This window comes from Nocardia sp. CS682 (assembly GCF_004634405.1).
Lineage (GTDB): Bacteria > Actinomycetota > Actinomycetes > Mycobacteriales > Mycobacteriaceae > Nocardia > Nocardia ninae.
Genome location: NZ_CP029710.1, coordinates 2,307,888 through 2,329,196, shown reverse-complemented (window position 1 = coordinate 2,329,196; position 21,309 = coordinate 2,307,888). Strand labels below are relative to the sequence as shown.

The following is a 21,309-nucleotide window of genomic DNA, read 5'->3' as shown; positions in this document are numbered from 1 at the left end:
ATGACCGAGATCAAGAAGGGCCTGGCCGGGGTGGTGGTCGATACCACGACCATCTCCAAGGTGGTGCCCGAGACCAACTCACTGACCTATCGTGGCTACGCGGTGCAGGATCTCGCGGCCCACTGCTCCTTCGAAGAGGTCGCCTTCCTGCTCTGGTACGGCGAACTGCCCGACGCGGCCCAGCTGGCGCTGCTGTGTCAGCGGGAGCGGGCGCAGCGCCGGGTCGACCGATCGATCCTGTCGCTGATCGAGAAGATGCCCACCTCCTGTCATCCGATGGATGTGGTCCGGACGGTGGTGAGTTTCCTCGGTGCCGAGGACGCCGAGGAGGAGCTGGGTACCGTCCCCGCGCCGCGAGTGTTGCCGGCCAAGGCGTTACGGCTGACCGCAGCGCTGCCGACGATCATCGCCGCCGACATGCGCCGTCGGCGCGGCCTCGATCCCATTGCGCCGCACTCACATCTGGGCTTCGCGGCGAACTTCCTGAACATGTGCTTCGGCGCGGTGCCCGACCCGCGCATCGTCCGCGCCTTCGAGATCTCGCTGATCCTCTACGCGGAGCACAGTTTCAACGCCTCGACCTTCGCGGCGCGGGTGGTCACCTCCACCCGGTCGGACATGTACAGCGCGATCACCGCCGCCATCGGTGCGCTGAAGGGTCCGCTGCACGGCGGCGCGAACGAGGCCGTCATGCACACCATGTTGGCGATCGGTGAACCTGAGCTGGCCGCGCAATGGTTGCGCGCCAAGCTCGAAAGCAAGCAGAAGGTGATGGGCTTCGGGCATCGCGTCTACAAGAACGGCGACTCCAGGGTGCCGACCATGCGCGCCGCGCTGGCGGAGGTCGCCGAGGTGACCGGTGGACAACGGTGGTTGCGGATGTACACCGAATTGGAGCGGGCGATGGCCGAGGCCACGGGCATCAAGCCGAATCTCGACTTCCCGGCGGGCCCCGCCTACTACCTGATGGGCTTCGATATCGAGATGTTCACGCCGATCTTCGTGATGAGCCGGATCACCGGGTGGACCGCGCATATCGCGGAGCAGGCGGCCTCGAACGCGTTGATTCGGCCGCTCTCGGAGTACGTCGGCGTGCCGCAACGCGAGCTCGCCGGCCGCCACTGAGACAGGGGCTTGGAAACCGAGCACTTGCTTGGTTGAATCGAGGAGGTGGTGCGGACAACGCGGTCCGGCCGCCTCCGGCATCAGAAAGTGAGCCAAGCCCATGCCAAGCCCCGACGAACTCGTCCGCGACATGTGCCGCAGCTGGTCCGACCCCGATCCGGACCGCATCGCGTCCTTCTTCGCCGAAGACGCTGTCTACCACAACATCCCGATGGAACCGGTGGTCGGCCGCACCGCCATCCGCGAGTTCATCGCGGGCTTCCTCACCACCTTCGAAGCCATCGACTTCGACATCCACCACCAGATCGCCTCGGGCAACCTGGTCATGAACGAACGCACCGACACCCTCCGCAGCGCGGGCCAAGCCATCCCACTCCCGGTCACCGGCGTCTTCGAGGTAGCAGGCGAGGCCATCGTCGCCTGGCGCGACTACTTCGACATGGGCGTCATCAACCGCGCCTTCAACCTGGCGGGTTGAACCCGGTCGAACCGGTCGGACCGTTCTTGAAAATTCCTGATAGCTACCCGGAACCGACGGGTGAGTTCGCGCGTCGAAGGTGGTTAGGGGCGATTCATGGAGTGGTTTGACGACGGGTGAAAAGGGGTTGGTATGGACCGATGTCCGGGGTGTCATACGGCGTGGCGGCGGGGGATGAGTTCCAGGTCGCGGCAGCAACCGGTCAAGCGGGCCGAGGAACCGTGTGAGCGGTACACGTCACGGCGGCGGCAGCGGCTGCGGCCGGAGACCGAATTCGAGTGAGGTGATGGGTCGGTGCCTTCCGTGGGTGGGAGGCGCCGACCGTCAGCGGGCGGCGTTCTCCGGAAGCAGGTGCGCGAGTAGCAGTTTGATCAGCAGGAGCGGAGCGAACCAGGCCACGACGTGCGGGACGGTGAGCATGCTGGTGGTGATGGTGAGCGCGGCGGCGGTGGCGCCGAAGGCGATGGGGCGGCGTAGCTCGCGCGGGGCGGCGGTGACCAGGACGGCGCCGGTGAGGGCCGAGACGTAGATGGTGGCGGCGGCGAACCACGTGAAGCCGGGGACCACCAGGGCGAGCAAGAACGGCTGGACGTGGATGGCGACGAAGCCGAGATGGTGCAGGCTGGTTCGGTCGGGACGGTGATACCAGCGCTTCGCCGAATCGGTCGCGTTGACGACCGCGCCGCCGAACATATCGAAGGCGACCAGCGTGATGACGGCGACGCTCAGCCAGGACAACTCGGCGTGCAGTGCCAACCCGAAAGCCAGTGCGGCGCCGCCGAATGCCGCGCCGAAGCCGGTGCCGACCTCGCCGTGCGTGGCATTCGGGGCGATCAATCGATCCGTGAGATTCATCGACGGATTCCTTCCACGCAGATCTGCGCAATCGGGCCGGCCAGCTCGCGCAGGGACACCTGCGGATCGACCAATGCCTGGACGAGACACCCCTCGATGGCGCCGACGACGACTGCGGCATGTGCTTCGCCGATGCCGGGTCGCAGCTCGCCGCCGGCCTGGGCCTGCCGCAGCAGATCCGCGATGGCCGAGCGGTATTCGCGATACACCGTCGCCATATCGAGCGGTGGATTCGACGCCCAGACGTCCAGCAGGACGCGCGCATGGTCGGGGTGCGCGGCGAGCATCTCGACCGTCCCGTGGATCAGCCTGGTCAGCCGATCCAGTGCGGTGCCGTCGCCGAGCTCGGCCAGCACCTGCCCGCTGCTCTCGGCGTAACTCTGGAAAACCCCTGCCAGCAACGCATCTCGGCTGTCGAAGTACAGATACACGCTGCCCTTGGCGATACCCGCCTCGGCGGCGACGTCCTCGATGCGCGAGGTGGCGAAGCCCTTGCGGGCGAACACGCGCACCGCGGCGTCGAGAATCTCCGCTCGGCGCGCGACCCGGTCGACTTTCCTCGGCATGATCCGATTATGAATGACCGGTCAGTCATAAACAAGGGTCGAGTTCAGCCCCCTCCGCGAACACGAAGGGGGCTGAACTTCACCACGCCGGAACGATCAGCGCACAGCCGTCGCGGCGGCCACCATGTTCCGCAGTGACGCCTCCACCTCGGCCTGCCCGCGGGTCTTCAGCCCGCAGTCGGGATTGACCCACAGCCGTTCGGCGGGAACGGCTTTCAGCGCCGCACGCAAAGACGTGGTGATCTCCGCCACGCTGGGCACCCGGGGCGAGTGGATGTCGTACACACCCGGCCCGACACCCAGATCGAAGCCCGCCGCGTTGAGGTCGTCGAGCACCTCCATCCGGGAGCGCGCCGCCTCGATCGAGGTCACGTCGGCGTCCAGCCCGGCGATCGCGTCGATCACCTCGCCGAACTCCGAGTAGCAGAGGTGGGTGTGCACCTGGGTGGCGTCCGAGACGCCGGAGGTGGCGATCCGGAACGCCTGCACCGACCAGTCGAGGTAGGTCTGCTGGTCGATCTTGCGCAGCGGTAGCAACTCCCGCAGTGCGGGCTCGTCCACCTGGATGATGCGGATACCCGCGGCCTGCAGGTCCACCGTCTCGTCCCGGATGGCCAGCGCGACCTGCCGCGCCGAGTCGCCGAGCGGCTGGTCGTCGCGCACGAATGACCAGGCGAGGATGGTGACCGGTCCGGTGAGCATGCCCTTCACCGGCTTGTCGGTGAGCGACTGCGCGTAGCTGATCCAGTCGACGGTCATCGGCGCAGGCCGGGTCACGTCGCCGAACAGGATCGGCGGGCGCACGCAGCGCGAACCGTAGGACTGCACCCAGCCCTGCTCGGTGGCGGCGAAGCCGTCGAGCTGTTCGGCGAAGTACTGCACCATGTCGTTGCGCTCCGGCTCGCCGTGCACCAGCACGTCCAGGCCCAGCTTCTCTTGCAGCGCAATGACATCGGCGACCTCGGCACGCATCCGGCGGATGTACTCGGCCTCGTCGATCTCGCCCTTGCGCAACGCCGCCCTGGCCAACCGGATCGCTGAGGTCTGCGGGTACGAGCCGATGGTCGTGGTCGGCAGCGGCGGCAGTTGCAGCCGTTGTTGTTGCAGCACACGACGTTCCTCGGCGGGCGCGCGCCTGCTCGCGTCCGGGCCGAGCGCCGCCAGCCTGGCCCGCACCTGCGCGTCGTTGAGCCGTGGGTCGGACTGCCGCGTAGCCAATGCCGCACGCACCTCGGCCAATTCGGCGCTGATCGCCTCGGTGCCCTCGGTCAGCGCGGTCGCCAGCAGCCGGACCTCGGCCACCTTCTCCGTGCCGAACGCCAGCCAGGACCGGAGGCGATCGTCCAGCCCGGTCTCCGCGGCGAGCGTGTACGGCACGTGCAGCAGCGAGCATGAGGTCGAGACCGCCACCGACGCGGCGCTGCCGAGCAGGGTGCCCAGGGTGGACAGTGCCTGGTCGAGATCGGCCCGCCACACGTTGCGGCCGTCGACCACGCCGGCCACCAGCAGCTTGCCTGCCAGGGCAGGGACGCCCACCACATCGGAGACGCTGGTGCCTGCGGTGAAGTCGAGCGCGATGCCCTCGATGTCGGTGCCCGCCAGCGCGGTCAGTGCGGCGTCGGGATGGCCGAAGTAGGTGGCCACCAGGATCGCGGGGCGCTGCGACGACGCGGACAGTTCGGTGTAAGTGCTACGCACCAGGTCGATTTCGTCGTCGGTGAGGTCGGTGACCAGCGCAGGCTCATCGATCTGCACCCAGCCGACCCCTGCCTCGGCCAGCAGCCGGAGCAACTCGCGATACAGCGGGACGAGCTCGCTGAGCCGGTCCAACGGTGCACCGCCGGTGGCCTTGGCCAGCTTCAGGAAGGTGATCGGCCCGACCACCACCGGGCGCGCGTTCGCGCCGAGCTCGGCCGCCTCGCGCACCTCGTCCAGCAGCTTCGCCGGGTTCAGCGAAAACACGGTGTCCTGGCCGATTTCCGGCACCAGATAGTGGTAGTTGGTGTCGAACCACTTGGTCATCTCCAGCGGTTCCACCGTGTCGGTGCCGCGGGCGGCGGCGAAGTACCGATCCAAGGAATCGGCGATCCCGGCGACCCGCTGCGGCAGTGCGCCGAGCAGCTGGGCGGTGTCGAGCACCTGGTCGTAGTACGAGAAGGTGCCCACCGGGATCGAATCCAGGCCTGCCGCTTGTAATTCGGTGAGCTGGGCGTGGCGCAGCTCGCGCGCGACGGCGTGCAGCTGCCCGGCGTCGATCTTGCCCGCCCAGTAGGCCTCGGTGGCCCGCTTGAGCTCACGCCGCGGTCCGACCCTAGGTAGCCCGAGAACCGTTGCGGTGAACGGTGTCTGATTTACAACAGTCACGTTGTCTCTCCAGTGCTGGTGTCGTAGGCCGACGCCATACGGGCTGCGCGGCTACCGAGATACGCCAGGAGATTTCAACAAACTAGAGCCCGACATATCAGTACTGGTAGAACCGCGCGCCCAGATCCACGAGGCGGTGGCCGCCGGATACGGCGTATCCGACACGGCTGGCAGGTCTTCGGACTCACAGGCACCGGCCTCGCGGCCGACCTACTGGCCGTCGCTTCCCGGGCGTCGTGCCCAGTGCATGTGACGGCGGTCGTTCCTGCTCACCGCTGCGGGACAGTCCCGGATTCTCACCGGGTTCCCTCTCGCCCGGCCACCCTCTCGGGGCGGTCGAACTCGACTCCGCTGCGCGACGACGGGGCTCCATCTCGTACGCGCCGCAGTGAACCAGCTGCACCTACGAGCATAGGGCGCGCGGCGCGGTGGTGGACGGCCGGGCGGGGGAGCGGTGGTCTTCGATCATTTGCCCATCACTGTTTGGTCATTTGACCAAGTCTGTGAGGAAGCCCACGGAACTCGGGTGTAGCCGCCCTTTCCGGAATGCGTTTAAGGTTGTCCCCTCGGGGGAGGGCTCCCGCGTGGGGAAACGATTGCAGGAGTACGCGTGGTGACTGAACGGTCGGTATCGATCGTCATTCCAACCTACATCGGGACGGCCGACGGCCTGGATCTACTCGATGTCCAACTAGGCGCCTTGACGCGTCAAGATTATAGGGGGGAATTCGATGTCGTCATAGCCGACAACGGATCCCCGATCGATGTGAAACTCCATATCGAAACTCATCCGCTGCACGGACGCCTCGAACTGCGTTATGTGGACGCGTCGGGGACCTCCGGTGCGGCATTTGCCCGTAATGTCGGCGCTTCGCAAGCCACCGGCACGATCCTGTTGTTCTGCGACCACGACGACCAGGCGCATTCCAATTGGGTCAGCCGCATGGTCGAGTTCCTGGACGAGGGTTACGACCTGATTTGCTCTGCGGTCGAAGGTGATTCGCTCAACGCGGCCAATCCGCGCCACGTCGCCAACATCCCGGCGCCTGACAAATTCCAGCCGACCGGCGTTTATGCACCTGTGATCATCGGGACCAGCATGGCGTGCCGGGCGGAGGTGTATCGGAAGCTGGGCGGCCAGGACACCAGCTACGCCGCGAACGAGGATCTCGAATTCGGCTGGCGGGCCCATCGCGAGGGATACCGTCTCGGATATCTGCCCGAGGCGCTCGTCGCCTATCGATACCGGCAGGGCTTCCGTCCCGGATATCGGCAGGGACGCAGCCGAGGCATCGGCCTCGCCCGGCTGAATGCGGAATTCCCGAACAATGGGTTGCCGGAAATTCACCTGCCCGAAGTCTTGTTACGCATGATTCGTCTGCCATTCACTCGCGGATTGGTTGCCGAGGAGCGCGGACTGATGATCGGTCTCGCCGTCGGTCAGTTCCGCGGCGGGCTCCGGCATCGGACGATGCACTGGATCTGACAGTGTGACGCGCGGATGAACGCATCTTCGCAACGCCGCCGGACGGCGTTGTGAAGATGCTTGCGAAGGGCCCTTCCGTGTCTGTGAGGCGGGTGGGTCCGGGTACCTTAGGCCAATGTTCACGAAAGTCTTGGTTGCCAATCGGGGCGAGATCGCCATCAGGGCCTTCCGCGCGGCCTACGAGCTCGGCGTTGGGACGGTGGCCGTCTTCCCGTACGAGGACCGCAACTCGGTCCATCGAACGAAGGCGGCCGAGTCCTACCAGATCGGTGAACAGGGGCACCCCGTCCGGGCGTACCTCTCGATCGACGCGATCGTCGACGCGGCCAAATCGGCGGGCGCCGACGCCGTCTACCCGGGCTACGGCTTCCTGTCCGAGAACCCGGACCTGGCGGCGGCCTGCGCCCGCGAGGGCATCACCTTCATCGGCCCGTCCGCCGAGGTGCTCGAGCTCGCAGGCAACAAGGCGCGGGCCATCGCGGCGGCCAAGGCCGCCGGGCTGCCGGTGCTGCGGTCCAGCGCGCCGTCCGCCGATGTGGACGAGTTGCTTGCCGCGGCACAGGAATTGGACTATCCGATCTTCGTCAAGGCGGTAGCAGGCGGCGGCGGGCGCGGCATGCGCCGGGTCGCCGACGCCGAGCACCTGCGCGAGTCCATCGAGGCCGCGTCGCGCGAGGCCGAGTCGGCGTTCGGCGATCCCACCGTCTTCCTCGAGCAGGCCGTGGTGAACCCGCGCCACATCGAGGTGCAGATCCTGGCCGACCAGCAGGGCAATGTGATGCACCTGTTCGAGCGCGACTGTTCGGTGCAGCGCAGGCACCAGAAGGTGATCGAGCTCGCGCCCGCGCCGAACCTGGATCCCGCACTGCGCGACCGCATCTGCGCCGACGCGGTGGCCTTCGCCAAGGAGATCGGCTACAGCTGCGCGGGCACCGTCGAGTTCCTGCTAGACGAGCGCGGCAACCACGTCTTCATCGAGATGAACCCGCGCATCCAGGTCGAGCACACGGTGACCGAGGAGATCACCGACGTGGACCTGGTGCAGGCGCAGCTGCGCATCGCAGCGGGCGAGACCCTCGAACAACTCGGCCTCAGCCAGGAGACCGTCAGCATCCGCGGCGCCGCGATGCAGTGCCGGATCACCACCGAGGACCCGGCCAACGGCTTCCGCCCCGACACCGGCCGGATCACCGCCTACCGGACTCCGGGCGGCGCGGGCATCCGGCTCGACGGCGGCGCCAACCTCGGCGCGGAGATCGGCGCCTACTTCGACTCGATGCTGGTGAAACTCACCTGCCGCGGCCGCGATTTCGGCGCCGCGGTGTCGCGGGCCCAGCGTGCGCTCGCCGAGTTCCGCATTCGCGGCGTCACCACCAACATTCCGTTCCTGCTCGCGGTGCTCGACGACCCGGACTTCCAGGCGGGCCGGGTCACCACCTCGTTCATCGATGAGCGCCCGCAGCTGCTCAACCAGCGTGGTTCGGCCGACCGCGGCACCAAGATCCTCACCTACCTGGCCGACATCACCGTCAACAAGCCGCACGGCGAACGGCCGACCACGGTGTACCCGCACGACAAGCTGCCACCGATCGACCTGACCGTCGCGCCGCCGGACGGTTCCCGGCAGCGCCTGCTCCGTCTCGGCCCGGAGGGCTTCGCGCAGGACCTGCGCGCGCAGAAGGCAGTCGGCGTCACCGACACCACCTTCCGTGACGCGCACCAGTCGCTGCTGGCCACCCGCGTGCGCACCAACGGCCTGCTCGGCGTCGCCGGGCACGTGGCCAGGCTGACCCCGCAGCTGCTGTCCATCGAGGCCTGGGGCGGCGCGACTTACGATGTGGCGCTGCGCTTTCTGTACGAGGACCCGTGGGAGCGCCTCGCCGCGCTGCGCGAGGCGGTGCCGAACATCTGCCTGCAGATGCTGCTGCGCGGCCGCAACACCGTCGGCTACACGCCCTACCCGGAGAAGGTGACCCGCGCGTTCGTCTCCGAGGCGACCGCCACCGGCATCGACATCTTCCGCATCTTCGACGCGCTCAACAATGTCGACCAGATGCGCCCGGCCATCGACGCGGTGCGCGAAACCGGCACGGCCATCGCGGAAGTCGCGATGAGCTACACCGGCGATCTGTCCAACCCGGACGAAACGCTCTACACGCTGGACTACTACCTCAAGCTGGCCGAGCAGATGGTGGACGCGGGCGCGCACGTGCTCGCCATCAAGGACATGGCCGGGCTGCTCCGCGCCCCCGCGGCCGCCACCTTGGTTACCGCGCTGCGCAGCAACTTCGATCTGCCGGTGCACGTGCACACCCACGACACCCCGGGCGGTCAGCTGGCCACCTATCTGGCCGCCTGGCAGGCGGGTGCCGACGCGGTGGACGGCGCGAGCGCCGCGATGGCCGGAACCACCAGTCAGCCTGCGCTTTCCGCGATCGTCGCGGCCGCGGCGCACAGCGAGTACGACACCGGCCTGAACCTGCAGCACGTGTGCGACCTTGAGCCGTACTGGGAGGCGCTGCGAAAGGTGTACGCGCCCTTCGAGTCCGGGCTGCCCGCCCCGACCGGCCGGGTCTACACCCACGAGATCCCCGGCGGTCAGCTGTCGAACCTGCGCCAGCAGGCCATCGCCCTCGGCCTCGGTGATCGATTCGAGGAAGTGGAAGCGAAATACGCTGCGGCGGACCGGCTGCTGGGCCGCCTGGTGAAGGTGACCCCGTCGTCCAAGGTGGTCGGCGACCTGGCGCTGGCCCTGGTCGGCACCGGCGTCGACATCGAGGATTTCGCCGCCGACCCCGGCCGCTACGACATCCCCGACTCGGTAATCGGCTTCCTGCGTGGCGAACTCGGCACCCCGGCGGGTGGCTGGCCGGAACCGTTCCGCAGCCGTGCGCTGGCCGGGCGCGGCGAGGCGAAGCCGGAGACCCCGCTCACCGCCGAGGACGAGGCCGGGCTGGCCGGCACCTCGGACGAGCGCCGCGCGACGCTGAACCGGCTGCTCTTCCCCGGCCCCACCGCCGAATTCAACGCGCACCGGGAAAAGTACGGCGACACCATGGGTCTGTCGGCGAACCAGTTCTTCTACGGACTGCGCCAAGGTGAGGAACACCGGGTGCAGCTGGAGAAGGGCGTCACCCTGCTCATCGGCCTGGAGGCCATCTCCGAGCCGGACGAGCGCGGCATCCGCACGGTCATGTGCATCCTCAACGGTCAGCTGCGCCCCGTCGCCGTGCGCGACCGGTCGATCGCCAGCGAGGTCCCGGCCGCGGAGAAGGCCGACAAGGGCAACGCGGGTCATATCGCCGCGCCGTTCGCCGGTGTGGTGACCTTGGCCGTGTCCGAAGGCGACGCGATCGCGGCCGGGGACACCGTCGGCACCATCGAGGCGATGAAGATGGAGGCCGCGATCACCGCGCCGCGGGCGGGCACTGTCGGCCGGGTCGCGATCGGCCCGGTGCAGCAGGTCGAGGGTGGCGATCTGCTGATCGAGCTGGCCGTGCGCGAGTCCGCGGTCGAATGACCCGGATCGTCGCCGGAACGGCGGGCGGGCGGCGGCTGCGGGTGCCGCCGGCCGGCACCCGCCCGACCTCCGACCGGGTGCGCGAGGCGCTGTTCAGCGCGCTCGACGCGCGGATCGACTTCGACGGCATTCGGGTGCTCGACCTCTACGCCGGGTCGGGCGCGCTAGGGCTGGAGGCGTTGTCCCGCGGCGCCGCGCACGCACTGCTGGTCGAGTCCGACCGCAAGGCGGCCGCGGTGCTGCGCGGCAATATCGCCGATCTCGGGCTGCCCGGCGCCGAACTGCGCGTCGGCACGGTGGCGAGCGTGCTCCAACTGGGTGGCGCGGGTGAATTCGATCTGGTGCTGTCCGACCCGCCGTACGCGGTCGACGCCGACGCGGTGCTCGCCGATCTGCGGGCGCTGGCTGCGGGTTGGCTGCGACCGGACACGCTCGTCGTGGTCGAGCGATCCAGCCGATCGCCGGAAATCGAATGGCCCGTGGGTTATTCGGCGATGAAGCCGCGCAAGTACGGCGAAACGCGCATCGAGATGGCGACGTTCGACTAGCGATGTGGTCTTGTGCACCCTCTGTGGTGCCCGCCGGTCCCGCACGATAGCGTCTGACCATGGCAGGAGCATTGTGCCCCGGGTCCTTCGACCCCGTGACCCACGGTCACATCGACGTCTTCAACCGGGCCGCGGCCCAGTTCGACGAGGTCGTTGTCACCGTCATGATCAACAAGAACAAGCAGGGCATGTTCAGCGTCGACGAGCGCATGGAGATGCTGCGCGAGGCGACCGCTCATCTGCCCAATGTCCGCGTGGAGTCGTGGTACGGCCTGCTGGTGGACTTCGCCAAGCAGCAGGGCGTCACGGCCATCGTGAAGGGCCTGCGCGACGCGACCGACTTCGGTTACGAGCTGCAGATGGCCCAGATGAACCGGAAGCTCTCCGGCGTGGACACCTTCTTCATCGCCACCAATCCCACCTTCAGCTTCCTGTCCAGCTCGCTGGTCAAGGAGGTGGCGTCCTTCGGCGGCGACGTCGTCGACATGCTGCCGCCGTCGGTACACAAGCGCCTGCTCGACCGCCTGGCCGAACGCAAAGGCTGAGTACGCAAATCAGCCCCGGTCCCGAAAGCCTTGGGACCGGGGCTGATTCCCCTCACTCGACGAGCTTCAGAAGACCAAACCCCGTAGTGCCAGGAAGCGCATGCCGCCGACGGCTGCGGTGATGCCGAGGATGGCGGTGGCCTCTGCCGGTCCGCCGATGGTAGGTGCCCAGACGTCCAGGGCGGCCAGACACGCGGTGGTGATGGCGAGTCCGACCAGTGCCAAACCGCCGCCTTCCCACTGTGCGGTGAACCAGCCGACACGGCCGCTCGCGTGGAAGGTGAGTTGGCGGTGCAGCTCGTTGGCGATCACGGTGCTGACGATCGAGCCGACCACGTTCGCGAGCAGCGGCCCGACGCCGTGCATCGCGAAGAACAGCAGCACGTAGGCGATATTGCTGGACCCACCGACCAGCGCGAAGCGGATCAGCTGGGCGAAGGCCCGGTCACCGCGCAGGTAGGCCATCAGCTGCTCGAACCGCGCCGACGCGGGGGCCACCTGCAACGCGGGGTACGGGCCTACCCACGGCATGAAGTAGCTGCTGGTGCTAACTCCTGCCGATCTCTGTAGATCCAGAACAGTCATGGGCTTTCCGATCGAACATGAGCCTTCGCTGGGGACAACAGCGACGGTTGTCGCTTCCTTCCCACCGACTCTTGATAGGTCCCGCTTGTGCGATGTGTTCAGCATGTACTGAACAGTCGGAACCTGTCAACATTCGGCGGATCGGCTGACCCTTCCCTTCGGCTTCCGCAATCCCGCAGTCCCGGTGGGGCCTGCGCTCGGTCTGAAGACCTTGTCGATCTTCGTATCGACGATAACACGAAGCGGAGACAGATCCTCCACTTGATTTGTGTGGCGTGCAAGACACTGCGACGACACACCGGAGGGTGACTCGGCACAGGCCGTGATGAGGGGCACACTGGGGCTCGGCGGACAGTTCGCCGAAGAGTCGTAGGAGAGTGGGGTCAGTCAGCATGTATCGCGTATTCGAAGCCCTCGACGAGCTGGTCGCCATCGTCGAGGAGGCGCGCGGCATCCCGCCGACCCGCAGCTGCATCGTGCCGCGCGGCGACGTGCTCGAACTGCTCGACGACGTGCGCGACGCACTGCCGGGCGAGCTCGACGACGCCCAGGACGTGCTCGACATCCGGGACAAGATCGTCTCGGACGCCCGATCCGCCGCCGAGGTCACCGTCACCAGTGCCAACGAACAGGCCGCGCACACCATCGGCTCGGCCCGCGAGGAGGCCGACCGCATCCTCGCCGACGCCAAGGCGCACGCCGACCGGATGGTCGCCGAGGCCAGCGCGCACGCCGACCATCTCGTGGCCACCGCCCAGGCCGAGGCCGACCGCGTCGTCGCCGACGGCAACGCCGAATTCGAGGCCGTCACCGCCCGTGCCCGCCTGGAGTCCGAGCGAATGATCGACGCGGGCAAGGCTTCCTACGATCGCTCCGTCGCCGAGGGCGAGGCCGAGCGGGATCGCCTGGTCGCGCAGACCGAGGTGGTGCGCGCCGCGCACGCCGAATCCGCGCGGGTGATCGACGCGGCACACGCCGAGTCCGATCGGATGCGCGAGGAATGCGACGTCTACGTCGACTCCAAGCTGGCCGACTTCGAGGAGACCCTGAGCAACACCCTGCGCACCGTCGGCCGCGGCCGCCACCAGCTCCGTTCCGGAGCGGGCGCTCCCGACTACGCCGCCGACTACCGCCGCTAGGACCCGACAGCCGCACACCTCCTGATTCCCGCACCGGGTTTCGCATGCGCTTCGGTCTGCGGGAGATCAAGAGGCGTGCGGCTGCCTCGTTTGAGGTCGGCGGGATCCCTCGCGTATCGTGGTGTGGTTGCCCATTCCCCCGATAGTGAAGTGAGTTCGTGATGCCCGCCGGTTCCGGTTCTGCCCCGCGTAAGGACTCGGCCGCGCGCCGAGAGCCCGACGCGGCCTTTGTGCTGGACGTCCGCAGCCTCGGCCGCCGGGCCGGGACGATGCGCGAGCTCCATCGCACGCTCACCACCGTCGAGCGGATCGGGCTCGACCTGGTCGGCGTCCCGGTCGGCGCCGAGGTCGTGCTCGACCTGCAGCTGCAGGCGGTGTCCGAAGGTGTGCTGGTCACCGGAACGGTGTCCGCGCCGATCGAGGGCGAGTGCTCACGCTGCCTCGAGCCGTTCACCGACAGCGTGAGCATCTACCTCACGGAGTTGTTCGCCTACCCGGACAGCACCACCGAGCAGACCACCGACGACGACGATTCCTACCGCATGGTCGACGACACGATCGACCTCGAACCGGTGATCATCGACGCGATCGGCATCGAACTTCCGCTGCAGCCGCTGTGCACGCCGGACTGCGCGGGGCTGTGCGCGGAATGTGGCGTGCGGATGGCGATTGCGGGTTCTGAGCACTCGCATGAGATACTTGACCCTCGCTGGGCCGGGTTGGCGAAATTTGCCACCGCATCGCCCGGCAACGGCAGCCCCGACGAGGGTGCGGCCACCGCAGCAGACCAGTCAGCCGAAATGGCAAGCAATATGACAGAGGAGAAGTAGTCGTGGCCGTTCCCAAGCGCCGGATGTCCCGTTCCAACACCAGGTCGCGGCGCAGCCAGTGGAAGGCCACCGCGCCGACCCTGATCACCTGCCCGAACCGCGCCTGTGGTGAGAAGACCCTGCCGCACATCGCGTGCCCGTCCTGCGGCACGTACAAGGGCCGTCAGGTCACGGCGGCTGTCTAACAGTTCAACTGTCGTATCGACGTGAGCGATGAACCCGATTCGTCCGGTGGACACGCGAGCCTGCTCGCAGCGCTCGGCGTCGAGGTGCAGCCGGAGCTGCTGCGCCTGGCGCTGACGCACCGGTCGTACGCATATGAAAACGGCGGGCTGCCGACCAACGAGCGCCTGGAGTTCCTCGGCGACTCCGTCCTCGGACTGAGCATCACCGAGCGGCTCTACCACGAGCACCCGGACAAGTCCGAGGGCGAGCTGGCGAAGCTGCGCGCGAGCGTGGTGAACATGCACGCGCTCGCCGAGGTGGCGCGCCAGCTCGGCGAGGGCGGCCTCGGCGTGCACCTGCTGCTCGGCAAGGGTGAAGAGCTCACCGGCGGCAGGGACAAGCCGAGCATCCTCGCCGACGGCATGGAGTCGCTGCTCGGCGCGGTGCACCTGGAGCACGGCATCGACGTCGCACGCGAGGTGGTGCTGCGGCTGTTCGCCGACCTGCTCGAGCGCGGTCCCCGGATGGGGGCCGGCCTCGACTGGAAGACCAGCCTGCAGGAGCTCACCGCCGAGCGTGGCCTCGGCGTGCCCAGCTACGAGATCACCTCGACGGGCCCCGATCACGACAAGGAATTCACCGCGACCACCGTGATCGGTGGCCGGGCCTACGGGCAGGGTGTCGGCCGCTCCAAGAAGGAAGCCGAGCAGAAGGCCGCGGGCACCGCCTACCAGGCGCTGACCGCCGAAGCCTGACGTGCCCGAACTTCCCGAGGTAGAGGTCGTCCGGCGCGGCGTCGCCGAACACGTGGTCGGTCGCGTCATCGAGTCGGTCGCGATCACCCATCCGCGCTCGGTGCGCAGGCACCTCGAGGGCGCCGCCGATCTCGCCGCGCGGTTGACCGGATTGAAGGTCGCCTCCGCCGAGCGGCGCGGGAAATATCTCTGGCTCACCTTCGACGAGCCGGACACCTCGCTCGTCGTGCATCTCGGCATGAGCGGCCAAATGCTCGTGCAGCCCGCGGACGCGCCGCTGGAGAAGCACGCGCACATCCGCGCCACCCTCGGCGACGGTACTCAATTGCGCTTCGTCGACCAGCGCACCTTCGGCGGCTGGGCGCTGGCACCGCTGGTCGAGGTGGACGGCACCCTGGTGCCGGAACCGGTGGCACACATCGCCCGCGACCCGCTGGATCCCCGCTTCGACCCCGAAGCAGTGGTGGCCGCGGTGCGCGCCAAACACACCGAGATCAAACGCGTGCTGCTCGATCAGAGCGTGATCTCCGGCATCGGCAACATCTATGCCGACGAATCGCTGTGGCGCGCGAAGATTCACGGCAGCCGGCTCGCCTCCGGCCTGTCCCGGCCCGCCGTGCGCGCCTTGCTCACCGACGTCGGTGCGGTGATGGGGGAAGCACTCGCCGCGGGCGGCACCTCGTTCGACGCGCTCTACGTGAACGTCAACGGCCAATCCGGCTATTTCGAACGCTCCCTTGCCGTCTATGGCCGCGCGGAGGAACCGTGCCGTCGCTGCGGAGCGCCTGTTCAGCGGGAAAAATTCATGAATCGTTCCTCGTACTCTTGCCCGCGGTGCCAACCGAAGCCTCGCGGTCGTTAGCGGGCGCGAGTTACCTTTCTTGTAGGCGGTTCGGGAAGTCGGTCCGGCCGTGGAGGAAGGACACATGCGCAAGCTCACCTACTACGTAGCCTCGACGATCGACGGTTACATCGCCACCGATGACGGATCGGTCGATTTCTTCCCGGTCGGCGGCGACCACGGGCCTGCGATCACGGCGCAATATCCGGAGACGCTGCCCACCAAGGTGCGTGAGTCGCTCGGCATCGATAAGCGCAACCGGTACTTCGATACCGTGCTGATGGGACGCAAGACCCACGACTTCGGGGTGCGCACCGGGACGTCGAGCCCGTACGCGCATCTGAAGCAGTACGTGGTGTCGACGACGCTGCCGGAGAATCCGGATCCCGACGTCGAACTGATCGCGAGCGACCCGCTGGGCAAGGTGCGCGAACTCAAGCGCACCGAGGGTCTCGGGATCTGGTTGTGTGGCGGCGGGGAGCTCGCCCAGGAACTGCTGCCCGAGATCGACCAGATCTTCCTCAAGCTGTACCCGGTCCTGCTCGGCCGCGGGCGGTCGCTGTTCGGGTCCGGCCCCAGGCTGCCCGATGCGGCCAAGTTCCGGGTGATCACCAGCCGGGTGTTCGAGGACGGAGTGGCCTTCATGAAGTACAGCAGGATTCGTTAACCGCGGTGGCGGCAGACGATTCGAGCACAGCGGACCCGGCGGCCACGCCGGGCCCGGTGGAGGTGTTGCGGGAGATCGGCTTCTGGCTGGAACGCTCGCGGGCCGAGACGTACCGGGTCAAGGCGTACCGCCGGGCCGCCGATATCGTCGCGGAGCTGCCCGACGAGGAACGCGAGGCGCACCGCGCCGCGCACAGCTGGCGCGACATCGCCGGGATCGGGCCGAAGACCGCCGGCGTCATCGAGGAGGCGTACGCAGGCCGGGTGCCGCAGTACCTGCTCGACCTGCGCAACGCGGCACAGCCGATCGGCGCCCCCGGCAAACCGCTGCGCACCCAACTGCGCGGCGACCTGCACACCCACTCGGACTGGTCCGACGGCGGCAGCCCGATCGCGGAGATGATGGGTGTCGCGGCGGCCCTCGGGCACGAATACTGCGCGCTGACCGATCATTCGCCGCGTCTGACCGTCGCGAACGGGCTGTCCGCCGACCGGCTGCGCAAGCAACTCGACGTGGTCGCCGAGCTCAACGATCGCTTGGCACCGTTTCGCATCCTCACCGGCATCGAGGTCGACATCCTCGATGACGGCACGCTCGACCAGCAGGCCGATCTGCTCGCCGAACTCGACATCGTGGTGGCCAGCGTGCACTCGCATTTGCGCGCGGACAGCGCGGCGATGACCAAGCGGATGGTCTACGCGGTGGCCAACCCCAACGTCGACGTGCTCGGCCACTGCACGGGCCGGCTCGTCACCGGCGGCCGCGGCACCCGGCCCGAGTCGAGCTTCGACGCCGAGATGGTGTTCGAGGCGTGCCGGACCTACGGCACCGCCGTCGAGATCAACTGCAGGCCGGAACGCCGCGACCCGCCGTCCCGGCTTATCCAGCTCGCCATCGAGATGGGCTGCCACTTCTCCATCGACACCGACGCGCACGCGCCCGGCCAATTGGACTGGCAGGGCTACGGTTGCGAGCGCGCCGTCGCGAATGGTGTTGCGGCCGAGCGGGTCATCAATACCTGGCCGCTGGCCGACCTGCTTGCCTGGACCGAGGTGCACGAGGCCTGATGGCCGTCCGGTTAACTGTTGCCGAATAGTCGTGCCGTGCCGGGGATCTGCCGCGATCGCCGCTGAGAATGGGTGCCAGACAGAGTAGGTGGGGGTGGGCGGGCCGTTGGGTGAGTTTCCGGTCGAAATCGTGCTGGCGGTCATCGGTATCGCGGTACCGATCGGCGCGTTCCTGTACGAGTTCGTGCTCGTCGGGCGTAAGCGGCTCGGCTACCGCGTGCAGATGGACACGCCCGTCACCGGTGAGGTCGCCTCGGTGTTCCCCGGCGTGCTGCCGCAGCTGCGCCCCTCGCTGGACGGCGCGAGCCCGGACCTGAAAGATCTCTCGGTTGTCTTGGTGCGCATCGAGAACAGCGGCGCGACCGACATCGACACCCACGATTACAAGGCGCCCGATCCCGCGCGGATCGGCCTGCACCTACGGTTCCCGCAGCGTCTGGTCATCGGCATGGCGGTGACCGAACTCAGCGATCCCGGGCTGGCGGACAACCTGGATCGGGACTCCGGCATCGCGGTGCGCGAGGACATGGCCGGGCACATCGGTGTCATCGATCTGCCCAAGGTGCCGCTGGATCGCGGTGAGCACTACAAGATCCTGGCCATCCTGCAGCGCTCCGAGGGCACGGGGGAGTACCCGGTGCCGGTGCTGACCGGCGGCATCAAGGGTGGGCGCATCCAGGAAACGCGAAGCCGCACCGGCATTCCCCGAATGATGGTGGGATTGACCGTCTTTCTGGTGCTGGTGATCATCGTCCAATTGATCATCACCGCACTGGAGCCCGCGCCGACGCCGCTGGAATGTGCCGAAGGCAAGCTCACCGTGCTCGGATCGTCGGCCTTCGCGCCGGTCGTCCGGGCAGCCGCCGAACAGTACGGTAAGCGTTGTACCGGAGCGCAATTCGCCTTCGCCTTCGAAGGCACCGAACGCGGGCTGGACCGACTGGCCGAGGAGGGCAAGGGCAACGCCGGACTGCTGGCCATCAGCGACGGCCCGAAGGGCAGCGGATACCCCGCGCTGGTGCATCGCCCGCTTGCGCTGTCGCTGTTCAGCATGATCGTCAACAAGGGCGTCGGTGTGCCGAGCCTCACCGAGGGGCAGATCCGCGACCTCTATCAAGGCCGGATCGGTAACTGGCGCGAGGTGGGCGGACCGGATCTGCCGGTGGTGCTGGTGAATCGGATCGCAGGCTCCGGTTCTCGAAATACGTTCGAGCGCAGGCTACTCGGCGGGAGCCAACCCGACCGTCCGCACGTGAGCTGCATCGCGATCAAGGGGACGGCGCTGTCGGCCGCGACGCACTGCGAGGTCCAGGTGACCAAGGACATGCAGAAGGCTGTCGGCGAAATCCCCGGCGCCATCGGCTATTCGGAGTACTCCGAGGCGGTGGCGGCCGAACTGGCGACCGTCGCGATCAATGGCGTCACCGCGGGTCGCGAGGCGGCGATCGCTCGCACGTACCCGTTCTGGGGCGTGGAATACGCCTACAGCCACGGCGAGCTGCCCGGTGACTCACTGGCGGCGGCCTTCCTGCGCTACCTGGTCGATCAGGCAGGCAAGGACGTGCTCCGGGCGCACGGCAACGCGCCGTGTGGCGAGCTGCCCGATCCGGCCAGGTGCCTGCCCGATTCGTGACCGCGCGTCACATTTCCGGCGGCTGTCTCGTCCCCTTGGTGTAGGAGAGCACACCGACGAAAGGACGACACCGTGTCACGGATGAAGCTCGCACAGGTTGCGCCGGAGTTGTACCAGGCGTGGTTCGCCGCCGAGGGGGCGATTCGCCGCGGCCCGCTGGACCCGGTGGTCCGGGAGCTGGTCAAGATCCGCGCCTCGCAGATCAACGGCTGCGTGTACTGCATCGACCTGCACACCACCGACGCCCGTCTGGCCGGGGAAACTGAAAAGCGCATTTTCCAGCTCGATGCCTGGCGTGAGTCGGCGCTCTACACCGAGGCCGAGCGCGCCGCCCTCGCCTACGCCGAAGCGGTCACCAAGCTCGGCGAGCACGGCGTGAGCGACGCGGTGTGGGCCGAGGTGGAGAAGCACTTCGACGAAGGGTCCAGAGCCGGATTGGTGGGTGTGACCGCGATGATCAACCTGTGGAACAGGATCGGTGTACCGCTGCGGATGCAGCCCGACGCCGACTGAGGTCGCCTGCGGTACCGCGCGCTCGTCATGCGGTACCGCGCCGACCGCAGCGCGTGCGTGCCTGACCGAGGAACAAGCATCGATTCGGCAGGGCGGGCGTTCTCGTTCGCGCTGACGCGCCTGTCGCTAGCCAGCTCGACGGTCAGTCCGTCGGCGGCAGGAACGGCCGCGTGAAGTAGTCCTCGACCGGCAGCGGCCCGGTGTACCGCCGGCACGGGCAGCGCACCCACTGCCACGTCGCGGGCGCGACCGACCGCCGCTCCTCCGCGTGGCACTCCCCGGCCTGCGGATCGTGGATGGCGAGGTCGTGGCCGCAGCCGCACTTCGCGGCGCTGCGTCGCGCCTTGCCACCCACCGCCCCGAGGTGGCCGTACCGTCCGAGGACCCAGCCGAGGCCGAGGATGCCTGCGCCGACGGCCAGGGTGAGAGGATCGAACATGGATTAATTGTATGTATACGTATGCGCGGTTACCGGCGGAAGGCCCCGTTCTGTCGGTGGTATCGGCGAAGATGGCCTCATGACGGAACTATCGCTGCGTGAGCTGAACCGAACCCTGCTGGTGCGTCAGATGTTGGCGCAGCGGGTCGCGATGACACCGTTGGAGTTGGTACGGCATCTGGTCGCGGTCCAGGGGCAGGAACCCAACTGGCCCTATGTCGGGCTGTGGACCCGGCTCGCGGAGTTCCGGCACGACGACCTGGCCGCGTTGCTGCGTGAGCGAAAGCTGGTGCGCTCCGCCATGATTCGCCGCACGGTGCACCTCGCCGACGCGGACGACTTCCGCTGGCTGCGCCCCACCGTGCGCCCGGTGGTGCTCGCGGCGTTGCAGGCCCCCTACTACCGCGACGAGATCGAGGGCCTGGACCTGGACGAGCTGGCCGCCGCGGGACGGGAGCTGCTGTCGGGCAGCATCCGGTCCCGGTCCGACCTCGGACAGCTACTCGGCGAGCGTTTTCCGGACCGGAACCCGCGCAGGCTCGCCGAGTCGGTGGAGCTGCTGGTGCCCATGGTGCACAGCCCGGTGACCGGTGCCTGGGGCAAGTGGCGCAACCGGTCGGTTACCGTCGCGCTCGCCGACGAATGGATCGGCGCACCGATGGCGACGACGCCGCAGGCGGAGACCATGATTCTGCGATATCTGGCCGCGTTCGGGCCCGCCACCGTCGCGGACATGCAGGCGTGGGCCGGGGTCACCCGGCTGGCCGAGGTGGTCGACGAGATGCGCACCCGCCTACGCGTTTTCACCGACGACCAGCACCGGGTGCTGTTCGACCTGCCGGACGCGCCGCTGGCCGACCCGAATCTGCCGGTGCCGGTGCGCTTCCTGCCCGCCTTCGACAATGCGTTGCTCGGCCACAAGGACCGGCGCAGGATCATCAGCGAGGAAGACCGGCAGCGTATCGCCAAGGAGGCGTCGGGGGGTGTGCCGATGTACCTGGTCGACGGGTTCGTGCACGGTCGGTGGGTATTGGACGACACCACCATTCGGGTCACGCCGTGGCATCCGCTGTCGGCCGCCGACGAGGAGGCGGTGCGCGCGGAAGCCGAGCGGCTGCTGCCGTTCGTGGTGCCCGGGCAAGACGGGAAGATCGTGATCGAGGGCTGAGCCCGCGTCCACCCCGGTGG

At 67.9% G+C, this 21,309-nt stretch carries 21 protein-coding genes and 1 riboswitch; of the genes, 16 read left to right on the top strand and 5 right to left on the bottom strand.

What is annotated here, in order from left to right:
- Complete coding sequence (locus DMB37_RS10415) at nucleotides 1-1,125, top strand: bifunctional 2-methylcitrate synthase/citrate synthase (RefSeq protein WP_135232522.1); 1,125 nt, start codon at nucleotides 1-3, stop codon at nucleotides 1,123-1,125.
- A gap of 100 nt (nucleotides 1,126-1,225) precedes the next feature.
- Nucleotides 1,226-1,603, top strand: a complete 378-nt coding sequence (locus DMB37_RS10410) for an SgcJ/EcaC family oxidoreductase (protein ID WP_135232521.1) — start codon at nucleotides 1,226-1,228, stop codon at nucleotides 1,601-1,603.
- A 324-nt stretch (nucleotides 1,604-1,927) separates the two neighbouring features.
- On the opposite strand, the gene DMB37_RS10405 is transcribed toward DMB37_RS10410, so the two are convergent.
- From DMB37_RS10405 to metE, 3 genes are all read right to left on the bottom strand, one after another.
- On the bottom strand, nucleotides 1,928-2,458 hold the full coding sequence (locus tag DMB37_RS10405; RefSeq protein ID WP_135232520.1) for a hypothetical protein: 531 nt from the start codon (nucleotides 2,456-2,458) through the stop codon (nucleotides 1,928-1,930).
- Entirely contained in the window at nucleotides 2,455-3,024 is a 570-nt protein-coding gene (locus tag DMB37_RS10400; RefSeq protein WP_135232519.1) for a TetR/AcrR family transcriptional regulator, read from the bottom strand. Before DMB37_RS10400 ends, DMB37_RS10405 begins: the two co-directional genes overlap by 4 nt.
- A gap of 96 nt (nucleotides 3,025-3,120) precedes the next feature.
- Nucleotides 3,121-5,388 (bottom strand): 5-methyltetrahydropteroyltriglutamate--homocysteine S-methyltransferase, encoded by a 2,268-nt coding sequence (gene metE, locus DMB37_RS10395; protein WP_135232518.1) that lies wholly within the window; start codon nucleotides 5,386-5,388, stop codon nucleotides 3,121-3,123.
- Between the two features lie 151 nt (nucleotides 5,389-5,539).
- Nucleotides 5,540-5,730, bottom strand: a riboswitch (cobalamin riboswitch).
- 268 nt (nucleotides 5,731-5,998) lie between these two features.
- Between metE and DMB37_RS10390 the strand changes: the two genes are divergently transcribed.
- The 4 genes from DMB37_RS10390 (at nucleotide 5,999) to coaD (ending at nucleotide 11,487) form a co-directional block, all read left to right on the top strand.
- On the top strand, nucleotides 5,999-6,874 hold the full coding sequence (locus tag DMB37_RS10390) for a glycosyltransferase family 2 protein (RefSeq protein WP_167768800.1): 876 nt from the start codon (nucleotides 5,999-6,001) through the stop codon (nucleotides 6,872-6,874).
- Between the two features lie 115 nt (nucleotides 6,875-6,989).
- Nucleotides 6,990-10,394, top strand: coding sequence for a pyruvate carboxylase (locus tag DMB37_RS10385; RefSeq protein ID WP_135232516.1), 3,405 nt, complete (start codon nucleotides 6,990-6,992; stop codon nucleotides 10,392-10,394).
- Nucleotides 10,391-10,942 (top strand): 16S rRNA (guanine(966)-N(2))-methyltransferase RsmD, encoded by a 552-nt coding sequence (rsmD, locus tag DMB37_RS10380; protein ID WP_135232515.1) that lies wholly within the window; start codon nucleotides 10,391-10,393, stop codon nucleotides 10,940-10,942. Before DMB37_RS10385 ends, rsmD begins: the two co-directional genes overlap by 4 nt.
- Before the next feature lie 59 nt (nucleotides 10,943-11,001).
- Nucleotides 11,002-11,487: a pantetheine-phosphate adenylyltransferase gene (coaD, locus tag DMB37_RS10375; protein ID WP_135232514.1), complete on the top strand. Its 486-nt coding sequence runs from the start codon at nucleotides 11,002-11,004 to the stop codon at nucleotides 11,485-11,487.
- Between the two features lie 66 nt (nucleotides 11,488-11,553).
- Here coaD and DMB37_RS10370 read toward each other — a convergent pair whose 3' ends face one another.
- Nucleotides 11,554-12,072 carry a GtrA family protein gene (locus DMB37_RS10370; RefSeq protein ID WP_135232513.1) on the bottom strand — a complete coding sequence of 173 codons (519 nt, stop codon included), beginning with the start codon at nucleotides 12,070-12,072 and terminating at the stop codon, nucleotides 11,554-11,556.
- Nucleotides 12,073-12,464: 392 nt separating this feature from the next.
- On the opposite strand from DMB37_RS10370, the gene DMB37_RS10365 reads away from it, so the two are divergent.
- From DMB37_RS10365 to DMB37_RS10325, 9 genes are all read left to right on the top strand, one after another.
- Nucleotides 12,465-13,211, top strand: a complete 747-nt coding sequence (locus DMB37_RS10365; protein ID WP_107658440.1) for a DivIVA domain-containing protein — start codon at nucleotides 12,465-12,467, stop codon at nucleotides 13,209-13,211.
- A gap of 161 nt (nucleotides 13,212-13,372) precedes the next feature.
- A complete protein-coding gene (locus tag DMB37_RS10360; protein WP_199856824.1) occupies nucleotides 13,373-14,041 on the top strand; it encodes a DUF177 domain-containing protein in 669 nt (222 codons plus the stop codon).
- 2 nt (nucleotides 14,042-14,043) lie between these two features.
- A complete protein-coding gene (rpmF, locus tag DMB37_RS10355) occupies nucleotides 14,044-14,226 on the top strand; it encodes a 50S ribosomal protein L32 (protein ID WP_014987105.1) in 183 nt (60 codons plus the stop codon).
- Nucleotides 14,227-14,247: 21 nt separating this feature from the next.
- Nucleotides 14,248-14,961, top strand: coding sequence for a ribonuclease III (gene rnc, locus DMB37_RS10350; RefSeq protein ID WP_234391158.1), 714 nt, complete (start codon nucleotides 14,248-14,250; stop codon nucleotides 14,959-14,961).
- A gap of 1 nt (nucleotide 14,962) precedes the next feature.
- Complete coding sequence (gene mutM, locus DMB37_RS10345; RefSeq protein WP_135232512.1) at nucleotides 14,963-15,823, top strand: bifunctional DNA-formamidopyrimidine glycosylase/DNA-(apurinic or apyrimidinic site) lyase; 861 nt, start codon at nucleotides 14,963-14,965, stop codon at nucleotides 15,821-15,823.
- A gap of 64 nt (nucleotides 15,824-15,887) precedes the next feature.
- Entirely contained in the window at nucleotides 15,888-16,469 is a 582-nt protein-coding gene (locus DMB37_RS10340; RefSeq protein ID WP_107658432.1) for a dihydrofolate reductase family protein, read from the top strand.
- Nucleotides 16,470-16,474: 5 nt separating this feature from the next.
- Nucleotides 16,475-17,536 (top strand): PHP domain-containing protein, encoded by a 1,062-nt coding sequence (locus DMB37_RS10335; protein WP_135232511.1) that lies wholly within the window; start codon nucleotides 16,475-16,477, stop codon nucleotides 17,534-17,536.
- A gap of 94 nt (nucleotides 17,537-17,630) precedes the next feature.
- Nucleotides 17,631-19,169, top strand: coding sequence for a PstS family phosphate ABC transporter substrate-binding protein (locus tag DMB37_RS10330; RefSeq protein WP_240772323.1), 1,539 nt, complete (start codon nucleotides 17,631-17,633; stop codon nucleotides 19,167-19,169).
- A gap of 81 nt (nucleotides 19,170-19,250) precedes the next feature.
- On the top strand, nucleotides 19,251-19,682 hold the full coding sequence (locus DMB37_RS10325; protein ID WP_135232510.1) for a carboxymuconolactone decarboxylase family protein: 432 nt from the start codon (nucleotides 19,251-19,253) through the stop codon (nucleotides 19,680-19,682).
- 142 nt (nucleotides 19,683-19,824) lie between these two features.
- On the opposite strand, the gene DMB37_RS10320 is transcribed toward DMB37_RS10325, so the two are convergent.
- Nucleotides 19,825-20,121 (bottom strand): hypothetical protein, encoded by a 297-nt coding sequence (locus DMB37_RS10320; protein ID WP_135232509.1) that lies wholly within the window; start codon nucleotides 20,119-20,121, stop codon nucleotides 19,825-19,827.
- Nucleotides 20,122-20,200: 79 nt separating this feature from the next.
- Between DMB37_RS10320 and DMB37_RS10315 the strand changes: the two genes are divergently transcribed.
- Entirely contained in the window at nucleotides 20,201-21,289 is a 1,089-nt protein-coding gene (locus DMB37_RS10315) for a winged helix DNA-binding domain-containing protein (RefSeq protein WP_135232508.1), read from the top strand.
- The last annotated feature ends 20 nt before the right edge of the window (nucleotides 21,290-21,309 follow it).

What these genes read in the sequence shown, in the direction of transcription:
- DMB37_RS10415 (WP_135232522.1), top strand. Translation starts at nt 1, where the DNA reads ATGACCGAGATCAAGAAGGGCCTGGCCGGGGTGGTGGTCGATACCACG.
- DMB37_RS10410 (WP_135232521.1), top strand. Translation starts at nt 1,226, where the DNA reads ATGCCAAGCCCCGACGAACTCGTCCGCGACATGTGCCGCAGCTGGTCC.
- DMB37_RS10405 (WP_135232520.1), bottom strand. Translation starts at nt 2,458, where the DNA reads ATGAATCTCACGGATCGATTGATCGCCCCGAATGCCACGCACGGCGAG.
- DMB37_RS10400 (WP_135232519.1), bottom strand. Translation starts at nt 3,024, where the DNA reads ATGCCGAGGAAAGTCGACCGGGTCGCGCGCCGAGCGGAGATTCTCGAC.
- DMB37_RS10385 (WP_135232516.1), top strand. Translation starts at nt 6,990, where the DNA reads ATGTTCACGAAAGTCTTGGTTGCCAATCGGGGCGAGATCGCCATCAGG.
- rsmD (WP_135232515.1), top strand. Translation starts at nt 10,391, where the DNA reads ATGACCCGGATCGTCGCCGGAACGGCGGGCGGGCGGCGGCTGCGGGTG.
- coaD (WP_135232514.1), top strand. Translation starts at nt 11,002, where the DNA reads ATGGCAGGAGCATTGTGCCCCGGGTCCTTCGACCCCGTGACCCACGGT.
- DMB37_RS10370 (WP_135232513.1), bottom strand. Translation starts at nt 12,072, where the DNA reads ATGACTGTTCTGGATCTACAGAGATCGGCAGGAGTTAGCACCAGCAGC.
- DMB37_RS10365 (WP_107658440.1), top strand. Translation starts at nt 12,465, where the DNA reads ATGTATCGCGTATTCGAAGCCCTCGACGAGCTGGTCGCCATCGTCGAG.
- DMB37_RS10360 (WP_199856824.1), top strand. Translation starts at nt 13,373, where the DNA reads ATGCCCGCCGGTTCCGGTTCTGCCCCGCGTAAGGACTCGGCCGCGCGC.
- DMB37_RS10340 (WP_107658432.1), top strand. Translation starts at nt 15,888, where the DNA reads ATGCGCAAGCTCACCTACTACGTAGCCTCGACGATCGACGGTTACATC.
- DMB37_RS10325 (WP_135232510.1), top strand. Translation starts at nt 19,251, where the DNA reads ATGAAGCTCGCACAGGTTGCGCCGGAGTTGTACCAGGCGTGGTTCGCC.
- DMB37_RS10320 (WP_135232509.1), bottom strand. Translation starts at nt 20,121, where the DNA reads ATGTTCGATCCTCTCACCCTGGCCGTCGGCGCAGGCATCCTCGGCCTC.
- DMB37_RS10315 (WP_135232508.1), top strand. Translation starts at nt 20,201, where the DNA reads ATGACGGAACTATCGCTGCGTGAGCTGAACCGAACCCTGCTGGTGCGT.